This is a genomic window from Streptomyces sp. SS8, from assembly GCF_054072955.1.
In genome coordinates this window covers 1-15,580 of the sequence record NZ_JBSVCZ010000016.1, presented here as the reverse complement: position 1 = coordinate 15,580, position 15,580 = coordinate 1, and the positions used below count along the sequence as shown (strand labels likewise).

At 72.9% G+C, this 15,580-nt stretch carries 14 protein-coding genes; 11 read left to right on the top strand and 3 right to left on the bottom strand.

What is annotated here, in order from left to right; translation table 11 throughout:
* Positions 1–82: 82 nt before the first annotated feature.
* Both ACW69E_RS16685 and ACW69E_RS16680 read right to left on the bottom strand, forming a co-directional pair.
* A complete protein-coding gene (locus tag ACW69E_RS16685; RefSeq protein ID WP_457499041.1) occupies positions 83–1,312 on the bottom strand; it encodes a DUF349 domain-containing protein in 1,230 nt (409 codons plus the stop codon).
* Between the two features lie 265 nt (positions 1,313–1,577).
* Complete coding sequence (locus ACW69E_RS16680; RefSeq protein WP_457499040.1) at positions 1,578–2,441, bottom strand: peptidylprolyl isomerase; 864 nt, start codon at positions 2,439–2,441, stop codon at positions 1,578–1,580.
* A gap of 195 nt (positions 2,442–2,636) precedes the next feature.
* On the opposite strand from ACW69E_RS16680, the gene ACW69E_RS16675 reads away from it, so the two are divergent.
* Genes ACW69E_RS16675 through ACW69E_RS16660 form a run of 4 tightly spaced genes read left to right on the top strand, consistent with a single transcriptional unit; the run spans position 2,637 to position 6,795 of the window.
* Positions 2,637–3,359, top strand: coding sequence for an MBL fold metallo-hydrolase (locus ACW69E_RS16675; protein WP_457499039.1), 723 nt, complete (start codon positions 2,637–2,639; stop codon positions 3,357–3,359).
* A gap of 13 nt (positions 3,360–3,372) precedes the next feature.
* Complete coding sequence (hisS, locus tag ACW69E_RS16670; protein WP_457499038.1) at positions 3,373–4,632, top strand: histidine--tRNA ligase; 1,260 nt, start codon at positions 3,373–3,375, stop codon at positions 4,630–4,632.
* A 58-nt stretch (positions 4,633–4,690) separates the two neighbouring features.
* Positions 4,691–5,401, top strand: a complete 711-nt coding sequence (locus ACW69E_RS16665) for a vitamin K epoxide reductase family protein (RefSeq protein ID WP_457499037.1) — start codon at positions 4,691–4,693, stop codon at positions 5,399–5,401.
* An 11-nt stretch (positions 5,402–5,412) separates the two neighbouring features.
* Entirely contained in the window at positions 5,413–6,795 is a 1,383-nt protein-coding gene (locus ACW69E_RS16660) for a replication-associated recombination protein A (protein ID WP_457499036.1), read from the top strand.
* 64 nt (positions 6,796–6,859) lie between these two features.
* On the opposite strand, the gene ACW69E_RS16655 is transcribed toward ACW69E_RS16660, so the two are convergent.
* On the bottom strand, positions 6,860–7,597 hold the full coding sequence (locus ACW69E_RS16655; protein WP_457499035.1) for a DUF2470 domain-containing protein: 738 nt from the start codon (positions 7,595–7,597) through the stop codon (positions 6,860–6,862).
* A 214-nt stretch (positions 7,598–7,811) separates the two neighbouring features.
* Between ACW69E_RS16655 and rpsD the strand changes: the two genes are divergently transcribed.
* The 7 genes from rpsD (at position 7,812) to ACW69E_RS16620 (ending at position 15,468) form a co-directional block, all read left to right on the top strand.
* Entirely contained in the window at positions 7,812–8,423 is a 612-nt protein-coding gene (rpsD, locus tag ACW69E_RS16650) for a 30S ribosomal protein S4 (protein ID WP_457499034.1), read from the top strand.
* A 302-nt stretch (positions 8,424–8,725) separates the two neighbouring features.
* A complete protein-coding gene (locus tag ACW69E_RS16645; protein ID WP_412720382.1) occupies positions 8,726–9,163 on the top strand; it encodes a DUF948 domain-containing protein in 438 nt (145 codons plus the stop codon).
* A 7-nt stretch (positions 9,164–9,170) separates the two neighbouring features.
* Positions 9,171–9,512 carry a DUF6167 family protein gene (locus ACW69E_RS16640; RefSeq protein ID WP_093850789.1) on the top strand — a complete coding sequence of 114 codons (342 nt, stop codon included), beginning with the start codon at positions 9,171–9,173 and terminating at the stop codon, positions 9,510–9,512.
* The gene (alaS, locus tag ACW69E_RS16635; protein ID WP_457499033.1) at positions 9,512–12,175 is read left to right on the top strand and encodes an alanine--tRNA ligase; all 2,664 of its coding nucleotides are present in this window, start codon (positions 9,512–9,514) and stop codon (positions 12,173–12,175) included. The genes ACW69E_RS16640 and alaS overlap by 1 nt, the downstream gene beginning before the upstream one ends.
* On the top strand, positions 12,175–12,642 hold the full coding sequence (gene ruvX / locus ACW69E_RS16630; protein ID WP_457499032.1) for a Holliday junction resolvase RuvX: 468 nt from the start codon (positions 12,175–12,177) through the stop codon (positions 12,640–12,642). Before alaS ends, ruvX begins: the two co-directional genes overlap by 1 nt.
* A 127-nt stretch (positions 12,643–12,769) precedes the next feature.
* A complete protein-coding gene (gene mltG / locus ACW69E_RS16625; RefSeq protein ID WP_457499031.1) occupies positions 12,770–14,626 on the top strand; it encodes an endolytic transglycosylase MltG in 1,857 nt (618 codons plus the stop codon).
* On the top strand, positions 14,623–15,468 hold the full coding sequence (locus ACW69E_RS16620; protein WP_457499030.1) for a shikimate dehydrogenase: 846 nt from the start codon (positions 14,623–14,625) through the stop codon (positions 15,466–15,468). Before mltG ends, ACW69E_RS16620 begins: the two co-directional genes overlap by 4 nt.
* Positions 15,469–15,580: the final 112 nt, after the last annotated feature.

The window sequence follows — 15,580 nt, the reverse complement described above, 5'->3', positions numbered from 1 at the left end:
CAGCCCGCACGGACACGGGGGCGGCCCCGGCGCCTTCATCCCCGAAGGCGCCGGGGCCGCCCCCGTCACGCGTTCCGTCTCCTCAGCCGCTGAACTCCCGCAGCCCCTTGAGGGCCTGGTCCAGCAGAGCCTGCCGGCCCTCCAGCTCCCGCTCCAGCTTCTGGGCCTTGGCGGTGTTGCCGGAGGCGTGGGCCTTGTCGATCTGCGCGCGGAGCTTGTCCACGGCGTCCTGGAGCTGGCCGGTCAGCCCCTCCGCCCGCGCCCGGGCCTCGGGGTTGGTACGGCGCCACTCGGCCTCCTCGGCCTCCTGGATCGCCCGCTCCACCGCGTGCATCCGGCCCTCGATCCCGGCCCGGGCGTCCCGGGGCACATGGCCGACGGCGTCCCAGCGCTCGTTGATCGCGCGGAAGGCCGCACGGGCCGCCTTCAGATCGGTGACCGGGAGCAGCTTCTCCGCCTCGGCGGCCAGCTCCTCCTTGCGGGCCAGGTTCTCCCGCTGCTCGGCGTCCCGCTCGGCGAAGACCTCGCCGCGGGCGGCGAAGAAGACGTCCTGGGCGCCGCGGAAGCGCTGCCACAGCTTGTCCTCGTGCTCGCGCTGGGCCCGGCCCGCGGCCTTCCAGTCCTGCATCAGCTCGCGGTAACGGGCGGCCGTCGGGCCCCAGTCCGTCGAGCCGGACAGGGCCTCGGCCTCGGCGACCAGCTTCTCCTTGCGCCGCCGGGCCTCCTCGCGCTGCGCGTCCAGCGAGGCGAAGTGGGCCTTGCGCCGCTTGGAGAAGGCCGAGCGGGCGTGCGAGAAGCGGTGCCACAGCTCGTCGTCGGACTTGCGGTCCAGCCGGGGCAGGCCCTTCCAGGTGTCCACCAGGGCACGCAGCCGCTCCCCGGCGGCCCGCCACTGGTCGCTGGCGGCGAGTTCCTCGGCCTCGGCGACCAGCGCCTCCTTGGCCTTGCGCGCCTCCTCGGCCTGCCGGGCCCGGGCCGCCCTGCGCTCCTCCCGGCGGGTCTCGATCAGCTCGGTGAGCTGGTCCAGCCGCCTGCCCAGGGCCTCCAGGTCGCCCACCGCGTGCGCCTGGTCGACCTGCTGCCGCAGGTGCCCGACGGCGGCCAGGGCGTCCTTGGCCGACAGGTCGGTGGTCCTCACCCGGCGCTCAAGGAGGTCGATCTCCACGACCAGGCCGTCGTACTTGCGCTCGAAGTAGGCCAGGGCCTCCTCGGGGGCTCCGGCCTGCCACGAGCCGACGGCCTTCTCGCCGTCGGCGGTACGCACGTAAACGGTCCCCGTCTCGTCGACGCGGCCCCACGGGTCGCTGCTCACAGCGCCTCCTCCACATGATGCCGACGGGAGGCGTGCGCTCCCCGGCATCGTCCACAGTTGTCATACGGCCGGCGGCCGGATGCGACCGGCCCGGCCGGAGGGTCTGCCCGACCGTCGGCGCAGGCACCCCCTACAACGCCAAACATAGGCGACCGGTGCCCGCCCTGTCCGCATCCCGGGCGACCGAAATCCGCTCCCGGGACCGCCCGGAGCGGCCGCCCGGACCGACCGCTCCGGGCACGGACGGGGCACCGGCCGCCGCGGATCACTTCTTCCGCACCGTCGCCTTGTCGATCACCACGGTCGCGTTCGGCTTGGTGTTGCCCGTCTGCGGGTCCGGCGTCATACCGGCTTCGGCGATCTTCTCCAGAACGTCCATGCCCTCGGTGACGGTTCCGAAGGGGGTGTAGTCCGGGGGGAGCTGGCTGTCCTGGTAGACCAGGAAGAACTGGCTGCCGCCGGTGTCCCGGCCCTCCTCGGTCTGGGCGTTGTACCGGTTGGCCATGGCGACCGTGCCCGCCGGATAGGTGCCCTTCTTCACCTTCGGGTCGTCGAGGTTCTCGTCCGGGATCGAGTAGCCGGGCTGCTGGACCTTGCCGTCCTTCGACATGCCGGTGCCGGTGCCGGTCGGGTCGCCGCACTGCAGCACGTAGATGCCCTGGTCGACCAGGCGGTGGCACGGGGAGTGGTCGAGATAGCCCTCACCGGCCAGGAACTCGAAGGAGTTCACGGTGCGCGGCGTCTTGGCGGCGTCCATCTCGATCTCGATGTCGCCGCAGGTGGTCTCCAGCTTCATCGTGTAGGTGGCCGAGGTGTCGATCGACATCTTCGGCTCCTTCTTCCAGTGCTTCCCGCTCGGCTCGCCCTTCGCCGGCTTCTCGCACGGGTCCGGGGCCTTGCTGGTGGGCGGGGCGGAGGGCTCGGCGGAGGCGTTGTCGGTCTTCTCGTCGTCCGCCGCCAGGCCGCCCGCGGCCGCGTAGGCGCCGCCGGCCGCCAGGACCAGGGCCAGGCCGCCCGCGATGGAGGCGTTGCGGATCCGCCCCTTGCGCCGTGCCTCGGCCCGCCTCTGCTGCTGACGCAGGTACTTCTCGCGGGCGAGCTGCTTGCGCCGCTGCTCACTGCTGACCACGGATCGTCTCCTTCGAATCCTTCGGGGCGTTCTGTACGAGGCGTGCGTACGCACACGTGTGCCACAGCTTGGGCCGTACGGTATACGGGATACGGGTTCGCGGGCTCCGTCCCGTCGCCGGTAGGCTCTGTAACCGCTGCCCGCGGCCGGTTTTGACGGCCGCGGCATCCCCTGCCGGACGACCGAAGGACGATCGTGCTCATTGCCGGGTTCCCCGCCGGGGCCTGGGGGACCAACTGCTATCTGGTCGCCCCCGCCGCGGGCGAGGAGTGCGTGATCATCGACCCGGGCCACCAGGCCGCCGAAGGCGTCGAGGAGGCCATAGCCAAGCACCGCCTCAAGCCGGTCGCCGTCGTCCTCACCCACGGCCACATCGACCACGTGGCCTCCGTGGTCCCGGTGTGCGGCGCGCACGGTGTGCCCGCCTGGATCCACCCGGAGGACCGGGAGATGATGAGCGACCCCGAGAAGTGGCTGGGCCGCTCCATCGGGCAGCCGCTGATGGGCGAGCTCTCCGTGGGGGAGCCGGACGACGTGGAGGAGCTGGCCGACGGCGCCGTGCTGTCCCTGGCCGGGCTGGAGCTGACCGTCTCGCACGCGCCGGGCCATACCAGGGGGTCGGTGACCTTCCGGACGCCCGGGCAGGCCGACGTCCCGCCGGTGCTGTTCTCGGGCGACCTGCTGTTCGCCGGCTCCATCGGACGCACCGACCTGCCCGGCGGCGACCACGCCGAGATCCTGCGGTCGCTGGCACGCGTGTGCCTGCCCCTGGACGACTCGACCGTGGTGCTGTCCGGCCACGGCCCCCAGACCACCATCGGCCGCGAACGCGCCACCAACCCGTTCCTGCGGGAGGTGGCCGCCGGCGGCCCGTTCGGAACGGGAGGCGGCACCGCCGCCCCGCGACGAGGAATGTGACGACGAAGAAGACGTGAGCACCTTCTCCGCCCCCAAGGGCACCTACGACCTGATCCCTCCGGAGTCGGCCGACTACCTGGCGGTGCGCGAGGCGATCTCCGCGCCGCTGCGGCGCGCCGGCTACGGCTACATCGAGACGCCCGGCTTCGAGAACGTCGAGCTGTTCGCCCGCGGTGTCGGCGAGTCCACCGACATCGTGACCAAGGAGATGTACACCCTCACCACCAAGGGAGGCAGCCGCCTGGCGCTGCGCCCCGAGGGCACCGCGCCGGTCGTCCGCGCCGTGCTGGAGCACAACCTGCACCGCGGCGCGCTGCCGGTGAAGGTCTGGTACTCAGGCTCGCAGTACCGCTACGAGCGACCCCAGGCCGGCCGCTACCGGCACTTCTCCCAGGTCGGTGCCGAGGCGCTGGGCGCCGAGGACCCGGCACTGGACGCCGAGCTGATCATCCTGGCGGTGGACGCGTACCGCTCGCTGGGGCTGAGGAACTTCCGGCTGCTGCTGAACTCCCTGGGCGACCGCGAGTGCCGCCCGGTCTACCGCGCGGCCCTCCAGGACTTCCTGCGCGGACTCGACCTGGACGAGGACACCCGCGCCCGCGTCGAGATCAACCCGCTGCGTGTGCTGGACGACAAGCGCGAGGCCGTGCAGAAGCAGCTCACCGGCGCGCCGATGATGCCCGACCACCTGTGCGAGGCGTGCAAGGAGTACCACGAGCAGGTGCGCGGGCTGCTGACGGCGGCCGGGGTGGAGTTCGAGGACGACCAGAAGCTGGTGCGCGGCCTGGACTACTACACCCGCACCACCTTCGAGTTCGTCCACGACGGGCTCGGCTCGCAGTCCGCCGTCGGCGGCGGCGGCCGTTACGACGGTCTGTCGGAGATGATCGGCGGCCCGCCGCTGCCCTCGGTGGGCTGGGCGCTGGGCGTGGACCGCACGGTCCTGGCCCTGCGGGCCGAGGGCGTGGAGCTCCCGGCGCCCTCGCGCACCCAGGTCTTCGCCGTACCGCTGGGCGAGGAGGCGCGGCGCGCGCTGTTCGGCGTGGTCACCGAGCTGCGCCGGCAGGGGATCGCGACGGACTTCGCGTACGGCGGCCGCGGTCTGAAGAACGGCATGAAGTCGGCCAACCGCTCGGGGGCGGCGTACGCCGTCGTGGCCGGGGAGCGGGATCTGGCCGAGGGGGTCGTACAGGTCAAGGACCTCGACAGCGGCGAGCAGGTCCCGGTGCCGCTGGACGGTGTGGTGGCGGAACTGCGACGGAAGCTCGCCTGACTCGTTGTGCGTTGTGCACAATGAAGAACCCCACCTGAGACGACGGGATGACTCGACCATGACGACGACCACGGCACCCCGGGACGAAGCGGCCCGCACCGGCGACGACGGCGGCGGGCCGCCCGCACGGGGCGCCGTGGGCGCGGGCCGCGCCTACGCCCTGCTGCTGGTGATCACCGGCCTGGCCGGGGTGCTCGCCGCCTGGGTGATCACGGTCGACAAGTTCAGGCTGCTGGAGGCCGAGCTCGCCGGGGACACGCTGGACATGGCGTGCGATCTGAACCCGGTGGTCTCCTGCGGGAACATCATGGAGAGCGCCCAGGCGGAGGCGTTCGGCTTCCCCAACCCGGTGCTCGGCCTGGTCACCTACGGCATGATCGTCGCCGTCGGCATGGGCCTGCTGGCCGGGGCGCGCTTCCCGCGCTGGTACTGGCTGACGATGAACGCCGGCATGCTCTTCGGCGTCGGTTTCTGCACCTGGCTGATGTACCAGTCGCTGTACAACATCGGCGCGCTGTGCCTGTGGTGCAACCTGGCCTGGGTCGCCACCCTGCTGATGTTCTGGTACACGACCTTCCGCAACATCCACAACGGCTTCCTGCCCGCCCCGGCCTGGCTGCGCGAGGGTGTGCGGGAGTTCCACTGGGTGATCCCGGCGGTCCACATCGGCATCATCGGCATGCTGATCCTGACCCGCTGGTGGAACTTCCGGCCGTCGCGCTCCCGGATGCCGCCGCCGTCGGCCGTGGCTGTCGGCGGCGTGACTTAGGGTTGCGTTCCGTGGAACCGGATCTGTTCACCGCCGCCGCCGAGGAGCGCCAGGAGAAGGACCCCTCCGCCTCGCCCCTGGCGGTCCGGATGCGCCCGCGCACCCTCGACGAGGTCGTCGGCCAGCAGCACCTGCTGCGCCCCGGCTCCCCGCTGCGCCGCCTGGTCGGCGAGGGCGGGAAGGGGCCCGCGGGGCCGTCGTCGGTGATCCTGTGGGGGCCGCCGGGCACCGGCAAGACGACCCTGGCCCACGTCGTCAGCAGGGCCACCGACAAGCGCTTCACGGAGCTGTCGGCCATCACCGCCGGGGTCAAGGAGGTCCGGGCCGTCATCGACGGCGCGCGGCGCTCGTCGGGCGCCTACGGCAAGGACACCGTGCTGTTCCTGGACGAGATCCACCGCTTCAGCAAGGCGCAGCAGGACTCGCTGCTGCCGGCGGTGGAGAACCGCTGGGTCACCCTCGTCGCGGCGACGACGGAGAACCCGTACTTCTCGGTGATCTCCCCACTGCTGTCCCGCTCGCTGCTGCTCACCCTGGAGCCGCTGACCGACGACGACCTGCGCGGGCTGCTGCGCCGGGCGGTCGCCGACGAGCGCGGGCTGGGCGGTTCGGTGGAGCTGCCGGGGGACGCCGAGGCGCATCTGCTGCGGATAGCCGGCGGCGACGCGCGCCGTGCGCTCACCGCGCTGGAGGCGGGCGCGGGCGCGGCCCTGGACAAGGGCGAGGGCGAGATCACCCTGGCGACGCTGGAGGATGCCGTCGACCGGGCGGCGGTGAAGTACGACCGCGACGGCGACCAGCACTACGACGTGGCCAGCGCGCTCATCAAGTCCATCCGCGGTTCGGACGTGGACGCGGCCCTGCACTACCTGGCCCGGATGATCGAGGCGGGGGAGGACCCGCGCTTCATCGCCCGGCGGCTGATGATCTCCGCCAGCGAGGACATCGGCCTGGCCGACCCCACCGCACTGCAGACCGCCGTGGCCGCGGCCCAGGCGGTGGCGATGATCGGCTTCCCCGAGGCGCGGATCACACTCGCCCAGGCGACCGTGGCCCTGGCCCTCGCCCCGAAGTCCAACGCCGCCTATCTGGCGATCGACGCGGCCCTGGCGGACGTACGGGCGGGCCTGGCCGGCCCCGTGCCGCGGCATCTGCGCGACGGCCACTACCAGGGCGCGAGGAAGATGGGCCACGGCGAGGGGTACCGGTACCCGCACGACATGCCCGGCGGCATCGCCGCGCAGCAGTACGCCCCGGACGGCGTCCACGGCAGGCGCTACTACGAGCCGACGCGGTACGGGGCGGAGGCCCGGTACGCCGAGGTGGCGGAGCGGGTGCGGGCCCGGCTGCGGGAGGAACCGCGGGAGGAGGGGGCGCCGCCGGACAGGCCCTGAGGGGCCGGCAGGCCCCGGCGGACCGCCGGGCCTCGCGGTCCTCCCCACGGCGCCTTTGGCCCGGTCAGGGCGTGGAGCCGGCCTCGAACAGGGCCCGGATCGCGTGGCGCAGCCCGGAGGCGTCCCGTACCGGCCGGGGGAAGTCGAAGAGGGCGTCGAAGCTCCGCCCGTCCGCACGGAACCGCACCCGCAGTCCGAAGCGGTCCAGGGCCACGGGCACCACGGCCTCCCAGGCGCCGCAGGCCCGCTCCCGCTCGCCCAGCAGCGAGCACAACCCGCGCAGCAGGTCGCCGTGGGCGGCGGCCAGGTGCTGAAGGAGCTCGGCCTCGTGGCGTGCCAGGGGGTCGGGCGACGCGGCGGCGAACTCGTCCGGCTCGACGTGCCCCTCGCCCCACAGATCGCCGATCCACCCCTCGCCGACCTCCAGGCGCAGCGGTGTCCACGCGGCGCCGGGAAGGGGCCCCGAGGGATGCCGCCCGGCCAGCAACCGGGCGCAGGCCGCCCGCTCGCCGCCGGGCACGGGGGTGAGCCAGCCCGCCACCCCGGCCCGGCCGCGAACGCGGTGGGGCACCGCGACGGGGGCCACGTCCGTGATCTCCATCACGGCGGCCAGCTCGCCGTCCCGGGCGTGGGCCGCGGCCCGGGCGGCCGGGGAGGCGGCCGGGACCAGCAGGAGCACGTCCCCCTCGGGGGTGACGGCGCGGGACTCGCAGCAGCCCTGGCCCGGCCACTGCGGACCGGCCGGGTCAGCGCCGGGAATGACCAGGGCGGCCGAGGCGTTCGACTCGACGAGGGTACGCATCCGCTCGGCAGCTCCAGGCCGCCGTGTGTCAGGCTCAGCCCCGGGACGCGGCTGACCCCTCCTCGCGCTCTCCGCCCCGGCGGCGGCTCCGGCACTGCCGCCGGGGGCGCCGCCGTGTGCGGGACCGGTGCCGGGCAGGGGGCTCCCAGGTCGAAACATGCGTTCTCCTCCGCTAAGGTTAGGCTCACCTAAATTACACGGAGGTCCGTTCAACGTGAACCAGTCGCGTCCCAAGGTCAAGAAGTCGCGTGCGCTCGGCATCGCGCTGACCCCGAAGGCCGTGAAGTACTTCGAGCAGCGCCCGTACCCGCCGGGCGAGCACGGCCGGGGCCGCAAGCAGAACAGCGACTACAAGGTCCGGCTGCTGGAGAAGCAGCGGCTGCGCGCCCAGTACGACATCAGCGAGCGCCAGATGGCCCGCGCCTACGACCGTGCCCGCAAGGCCGAGGGCAAGACGGGCGAGGCCCTGGTCGTCGAGCTGGAGCGCCGCCTGGACGCGCTCGTCCTGCGCTCGGGCATCGCCCGCACCATCTACCAGGCCCGCCAGATGGTCGTGCACGGCCACATCGAGGTCAACGGCCGCAAGGTCGACAAGCCCTCCTTCCGCGTCCGCCCGGACGACGTGGTGTCCGTCCGCGAGCGCAGCCGCGCCAAGCACCCCTTCCTGGTGGCGCGCGAGGGCGGCTACGCGCCCGACGGCGAGACCCCGCGCTACCTCCAGGTCAATCTCCAGGCGCTGGCCTTCCGCCTGGACCGCGACCCGAACCGCAGGGAGATCCCGGTCGTCTGCGACGAGCAGCTCGTCGTCGAGTACTACGCCCGCTGATCCTCCGGCCTGCCCGTGCCGCCCGGGTCCGGGCGGCACGGACGCCCGGACCTCCAGGTCCCCGGCCCTCCCGCCGCGCCGCGCGGCAGGAGGGCCGCGGCGTACCGCCCGCCCCGGCACGCGGCGCGCGGCCGCACACACCGCCCCGCCCGCCGGCCGGAAGGAATTGCGGTACGGGCGACGGCCCGCGGCGCGATAAGGTCGGTATCCGCCGTCGCACCCGTGAGATCGGTGGGCAGGTACCCCCACGAACCGCAGGACGCGGCGGCCGACCCCATACGACCCGAGGGAAGCGGTGCAGCGTGTCCGGTGGAGAGGTGGCCGGCCTCCTGGTGGCCGTCTTCTGGGCGATCCTGGTGTCGTTCCTCGCCGTGGTGCTGGTGAGGCTCGCACAGACGCTCAAGGCGGCGACCAGACTGGTGACGGACGTGACCGAGCGTGCGGTCCCCCTCCTCACCGAGGCGTCCGAGACCGTCCGCTCGGCGCAGAGCCAGCTCAGCCGGGTGGACGCCATCGCCTCCGACGTCCAGGAGGTCACCGCCAACGCCTCGGCGCTCTCCTCCACCGTCTCCACCGCCTTCGGCGGCCCGCTGGTGAAGGTCGCCGCGTTCGGTTACGGAGTGCGCCGCGCCCTCGGCCGCAGGAGCGACCCGCCGCGGTCGAGGCGTTCCGTCGTCGTGGGCCGGTCCGTGCCGGCCGCGCGCCGGGGGACCGGCCGGCGCCGCGACGGAAAGGACTGATCCCACCGTGTTCCGCCGTGCCTTCTGGTTCGGTGCCGGCGCCGCCACCGGCGTCTGGGCCACCACCAAGGTCAACCGCAAGCTGCGCAGCCTCGCGCCCGACAGCCTCGCCGTACGAGCGGCGGACCAGGCCGTGGCGGCCGGGCACCGGCTGAAGGACTTCGCGCTCGACGTCCGCGCCGGAATGGCACAGCGGGAGATCGAGTTGAACGACGCACTGGGACTGACGGCCCCCGCCGACCCCGGGGCCGCCGGCCAGGCAGAAGAACGCCGGGGGATCGCCGGGCGGGCCCCGCACCGCCCCGCCCTCGGAGCCACCCACCCGTACGACCGGAATGAGGACCACTGATGGAGTCGGCTGAAATCCGCCGCCGCTGGCTGCGCTTCTTCGAGGAGCGGGGGCACACCGTCGTGCCGTCGGCGTCGCTGATCGCGGACGACCCGACGCTGCTGCTGGTCCCCGCCGGAATGGTGCCCTTCAAGCCGTACTTCCTGGGCGAGGCCACCCCGCCGTACGAGCGCGCCGTCAGCGTGCAGAAGTGCGTGCGCACCCCGGACATCGAGGAGGTCGGCAAGACCACCCGCCACGGCACCTTCTTCCAGATGTGCGGCAACTTCTCCTTCGGCGACTACTTCAAGGAGGGCGCCGCCAAGCTCGCCTGGGAGCTGCTCACCACACCCCAGGACAAGGGCGGCTACGGCCTTGAGCCGGAGAAGCTGTGGATCACCGTCTACGAGGAGGACGACGAGGCCGAGCGCATCTGGCGCGACGTCGTCGGCGTCCCCGCCGAGCGGATCCAGCGCCTGGGCAAGGAGGAGAACTACTGGGACATGGGCGTGCCCGGTCCCTGCGGCCCCTGCTCCGAGATCAACTACGACCGCGGCCCGGAGTTCGGCCCCGAGGGCGGCCCGGCCGTCAACGACGAGCGCTACGTGGAGATCTGGAACCTGGTCTTCATGCAGTACGAGCGGGGGCCGGGCCGGGGCAAGGACTACCCGATCCTCGGCGAGCTGCCCAGCAAGAACATCGACACCGGGCTCGGCCTGGAGCGCCTGGCGATGATCCTGCAGGGCGTGCGCAACATGTACGAGACCGACACCCTGCGCGCGGTCATCGACACGGCCGGCGGGCTGACCGGCGTGCGCTACGGCGCCGCCGAGGACACCGACGTCTCCCTGCGCGTGGTCGCCGACCACATGCGCACCTCCGTGATGCTCATCGGCGACGGCGTCACCCCCGGCAACGAGGGCCGCGGCTACGTGCTGCGCCGCATCATGCGCCGCGCCATCCGCAACATGCGCCTGCTGGGCGCCGACCGGCCGGTCGTGGGCGAGCTGGCCAGCACCGTGCTGCGCACCATGGGCGAGCAGTACCCCGAGCTGCTCACCGACCGGCAGCGCATCGAGACCGTCGCGCTCGCCGAGGAGGCCGCCTTCCTCAAGACCCTCAAGGCCGGCACCAACATCCTCGACACCGCCGTCACCGAGACCAAGGCCGCGGGCGGGGCCGTCCTGCCCGGCGAGAAGGCCTTCCTGCTCCACGACACCTGGGGCTTCCCCATCGACCTCACCCTGGAGATGGCCGCCGAGCAGGGCCTGTCCGTGGACGAGGAGGGCTTCCGCCGCCTGATGAAGGAGCAGCGGGAGCGCGCCAAGGCCGACGCCATGGCCAAGAAGACCGGCCACGCCGACCTCAGCTCCTACCGCGAGGTCGCCGACACCGCCGGGACCACCGTCTTCACCGGCTACACCGACACCGAGGGCGAGACCTCCGTCGTCGGCCTGCTGGTGAACGGCCTGCCCGCGCCGGCCGCCTCCGAGGGCGACGACGTGGAGGTCGTGCTCGACCGCACCCCGTTCTACGCCGAGGGCGGCGGGCAGCAGCCCGACACCGGCCGTATCCGTCTGGACTCCGGCGCCGTCATCGAGGTCCGCGACGTCCAGCAGCCGGTGCCCGGCGTCACCGTGCACAAGGGCACCGTCCAGGTCGGCGAGGTCACCGTCGGCGCCTCGGCGTACGCCGCCATCGACGTCAAGCGCCGCCGGGCCATCGCCCGCGCCCACAGCGCCACCCACCTCACCCACCAGGCGCTGCGCGACGCGCTCGGCCCGACGGCCGCCCAGGCCGGCTCCGAGAACGCCCCGGGCCGCTTCCGCTTCGACTTCGGCTCGCCGACCGCCGTGCCCGGCACCGTCCTCACCGACGTCGAGCAGCGGATCAACGAGGTCCTCGCCCGTGAACTCGACGTCATGGCCGAGGTGATGAGCATGGAGGAGGCCAGGAAGCAGGGCGCCATCGCCGAGTTCGGCGAGAAGTACGGCGACCGGGTCCGCGTGGTGACCATCGGAGACTTCTCCAAGGAGCTGTGCGGCGGCACCCATGTGCACAACACCGCCCAGCTCGGTCTGGTGAAGCTGCTGGGCGAGTCCTCCATCGGCTCCGGTGTGCGCCGTGTGGAGGCCCTGGTCGGCGTGGACGCCTACAACTTCCTCGCCCGCGAGCACACGGTGGTCTCCCAGCTCACCGACCTGCTCAAGGGCCGTCCCGAGGAGCTCCCGGAGAAGATCTCCGGGATGCTCGCCAAGCTGAGGGACGCCGAGAAGGAGATCGAGCGCTTCCGCGCCGAGAAGGTCCTGGCCGCCGCCGCGGGCCTTGCCTCCTCCGCCCGCGACGTCAACGGGACCGCCTTCGTCGGCGCCCGGGTCCCCGACGGCACGACCGCCGACGACCTGCGCAAGCTCGTCCTCGACGTGCGCGGCCGCCTCCAGGGCGGACGCCCGGCCGTGGTGGCCCTGTTCTCGGTGGCGAACGGCCGTCCGCTGACCGTCATCGCCGCCAACGACGCCGCCCGCGACCGCGGTCTGAAGGCCGGTGACCTCGTCCGCGCCGCCGCCAAGGCCCTCGGCGGCGGAGGCGGCGGCAAGCCGGACGTCGCCCAGGGCGGCGGCCAGAACCCCGAGGCCGTCGACGAGGCCGTCGCAGCCGTCGAGCGCCTGGTGGCGGCCGCCTGATGCGGCGCGGCAGGCGGCTGGCCGTCGACGTCGGGGACGCCCGGATCGGGGTCGCCTCCTGCGACCCCGACGGGCTCCTGGCCACACCGGTGGAGACCGTGCCGGGACGCGACGTCCCGGCCGCCCGCCGCCGGCTGGCCGAACTCGTCGCGGAGTACGAGCCGCTGGAGGTCGTGGTCGGGCTCCCCCGCTCCCTCAACGGGCGCGAGGGCCCGGCCGCGGCCCGGGTGAGGGCCTTCGCCCAGGGATTGGCCGAGGCCGTCGCCCCGGTGGCGGTGCGCCTGGTGGACGAGCGGATGAGCACCGTCACCGCGGCCCAGTCCATGCGCGCCTCGGGCGTCTCGTCGAAGAAGGGGCGCGGCCGGATCGACCAGGCCGCGGCCGTGGTCATCCTGCAGAGCGCCCTGGAGACCGAGCGGGTGTCCGGTCGGGCCCCGGGGGAGTGCGTCGAGACGGCCGCCCGATAGCGGTACGGTAACGTTCCGCTTCGGACGGCGCCGTTCGAACACCGAGCCGTACGCCGGAGACGGCAGTTCGGACAGCGGCGTCCGTGAGTACCGCAACCGGCTGCCGTCCGACGGCTCTAGGGGATCGATGACTGAGTATGGCCGGGGCACCGGCTCCGAACCGTGGCACCCCGAAGACCCCCTCTACGGGGACCAGGGGTGGAACGACGGAGCGCACCACGGACCCCAGCAGGGGACCCAGCACGGCGACTGGGACACCTACGGCGGACAGCAGCAGTACCACCCCCAGCACCAGCGGCACCAGGGCCACCAGCAGCCCGGCTACGGTCAGCAGGACTGGGACACCCAGGGCGGCGGGCAGCAGTACGGTCACCAGCAGCAGTACGGCGACCCGTACGGGCACCAGCACCAGCAGCACGGTGATCCCTACGGGCAGCACCAGGAGCAGCACCAGGGCGATCCCTACGGGCAGCACCAGGGGCAGCAGCAGGGCGACCCCTACGGCCAGCAGCACCAGCAGCAGTACGGCGACCCGTACGGGCACCAGCACCAGCAGCAGGGCGATCCCTACGGGCAGCAGCAGGAACAGCAGCAGGGCGACCCGTACGGCGGCGGGCAGTACGCCGACCACACCGGTCACCCCGGAGCCCAGGACGCCCACTCGCGCCACCCCGGGCAGCACGGACACTCCGAACAGCCCGGGCAGCACGAGGAGTACGGGCAGCGGCCCTCGCCGTCCCGGCAGGGGCGGCGCCGCGACGAGCCGGACCCCGGCCCCGGGCCCGACGAGGAGACCGGCTGGGACCCGGGCCCGGACCAGGGCGAGCACGCCTTCTTCTCGGACGACGGCGACGACGAGTACGGCGACGAGGGCGACGGCCGGTCCGGACGCAGGGGCAAGGGCAAGGGCGGCAGGAAGGGCCGCAACGGTGTCGCCTGCCTGACCGTCGTCCTCGTCCTGGTCGGCGGCGTCGGCACGGCCGGCTACTTCGCCTACGACTTCTACCAGAGCCGATTCGCAGCCGCGCCCGACTTCTCCGGTCAGGGCAAGGGCGACACCCAGGTGGAGATCCCCGAGGGCAGCACGCTGGCACAGATGGGCGCCATCCTGGAGAAGGCCGGAGTGGTCAAGAGCCGGCAGGGGTTCGTCGAGGCGTCCCAGGCCAACTCCAAGGCGCAGAGCATCCAGCCGGGCGTCTACATGCTCCGCAAGGAGATGTCCTCGGCGGCGGCCATCGAGATGATGCTCGACCCCTCCAGCCAGAACGCCCTGATCATCGCCGAGGGCAAGCGGGCCTCGGAGATCTACGCGCTGATCGACGAGAAACTCGGCCTGGAGGAGGGCAGCACCGAGAAGGCCGCCGAGAAGGCCGACATCGGCCTGCCCGAGTGGGCCGAGGGCAACCCCGAGGGCTTCCTCTTCCCGGCCAAGTACACGGTCGGCGACAAGACCGAGCCCGAGGACCTGCTCAGGAAGATGGTGGAGCGGGCCGACCGGGAGTTCGAGAAGGCGGACCTGGAAGGCCATGTGGAGCGGCTCGGGCTGGAGTCGCCGCTCCAGGTGCTCACCGTCGCCAGCCTGGTGCAGGCGGAGGGCAAGTACAAGCACGACTTCGTGAAGGTCTCCCGCGTGGTCTACAACCGCCTGAAGCCGGGCAACACCGAGACCAACGGCTATCTGCAGTTCGACTCCACCTACAACTACGCCAAGAACCAGTACACCCTGGACGTGCCCTCGCCCAGCACCATGGCCAAGTTCGACCACCCCTACAACACCTACGCCAAGAAGGGTCTGCCGCCCGGCCCGATCAACAGCCCGGGCGCCGAGGCGCTGCACGCGGCGGTGGAGCCGGCCGAGGGGGGCTGGTACTACTTCGTGTCGATCACCGAGGAGAACACGGTCTTCTCCGACACCTACGAGGAACACAGCCGGCACGTGGAGAAGTACAACGCGGAGCAGGAGAAGAACGGGGAGGGCCAGTGAGCCCGGCCGGAAGGCGCGCGGCGGTCCTGGGATCGCCCATCGCGCACTCCCTCTCCCCGGTGCTCCACCGGGCCGCCTACCGGGAGATGGGCCTGACCGACTGGTCGTACGACCGCTTCGAGGTGGACGAGGACGGCATCGCGCCGTTCCTGGAGAAGCTCACCGCGAGCGGCGGGCAGTGGGCCGGGCTGTCGCTGACCATGCCGCTCAAGCGGGCCGTCATCCCCCTGCTGGACGAGGTCGGCGCCACCGCGGCCTCGGTCGGGGCCGTCAACACCGTGGTCTTCGCCGCGGACGGCCGCCGTCTCGGTGAGAACACCGACGTCCCCGGCATGGTCGCCGCGCTGCGCGAACGCGGCGTGGAAAGCGTTCCGCACGCCGCGGTGCTGGGTGCCGGGGCCACGGCCTCCTCCGCGCTCGCGGCGCTCGCCCGGGTCTGCGCCGGAGAGGTCACCGCGTACGTCCGCAGCCGGGAGCGGGCCGAGGAGATGCGCGGCTGGGGCGAGCGGCTGGGCGTGGCGGTGACGACCGCCGACTGGGCGGACGCGCCGCGGGCGCTGACCGCTCCGCTGGTGATCGCCACCACGCCCGCGGGCGCCGCCGACGCCCTGGCGGCGGCCGTGCCCGAGCGTCCCGGCACCCTCTTCGACGTCCTCTACGAGCCCTGGCCGACCCCGCTGGCCGCCGCCTGGTCCGCACGCGGCGGTCGGGTCCTGGGCGGCCTGGACCTCCTGGTCCACCAGGCGGTCCTCCAGGTCGAGATGATGACCGGCCGCTCCCCGGCCCCGCTGGTCGCGATGCGCGCGGCGGGCGAGGCCGCGCTGGCGGCGCGTACGGCCTGAGAACGGGACCGGTGGCCGAGACGGGCGTCCCGCCTGCTGGACGGACGGCCTGTCCCGCGGTGCGATCGTGAAAAGATCGGGTGCACACACGGGCCTGGACTACTGAGGAGCA

Coding starts and splice junctions, on each gene's coding strand:
- alaS (WP_457499033.1), top strand. CDS start 9,512: ATGGAGTCGGCTGAAATCCGCCGCCGCTGGCTGCGCTTCTTCGAGGAG.
- ACW69E_RS16655 (WP_457499035.1), bottom strand. CDS start 7,597: ATGCGTACCCTCGTCGAGTCGAACGCCTCGGCCGCCCTGGTCATTCCC.
- ruvX (WP_457499032.1), top strand. CDS start 12,175: ATGCGGCGCGGCAGGCGGCTGGCCGTCGACGTCGGGGACGCCCGGATC.
- mltG (WP_457499031.1), top strand. CDS start 12,770: ATGACTGAGTATGGCCGGGGCACCGGCTCCGAACCGTGGCACCCCGAA.
- ACW69E_RS16665 (WP_457499037.1), top strand. CDS start 4,691: ATGACGACGACCACGGCACCCCGGGACGAAGCGGCCCGCACCGGCGAC.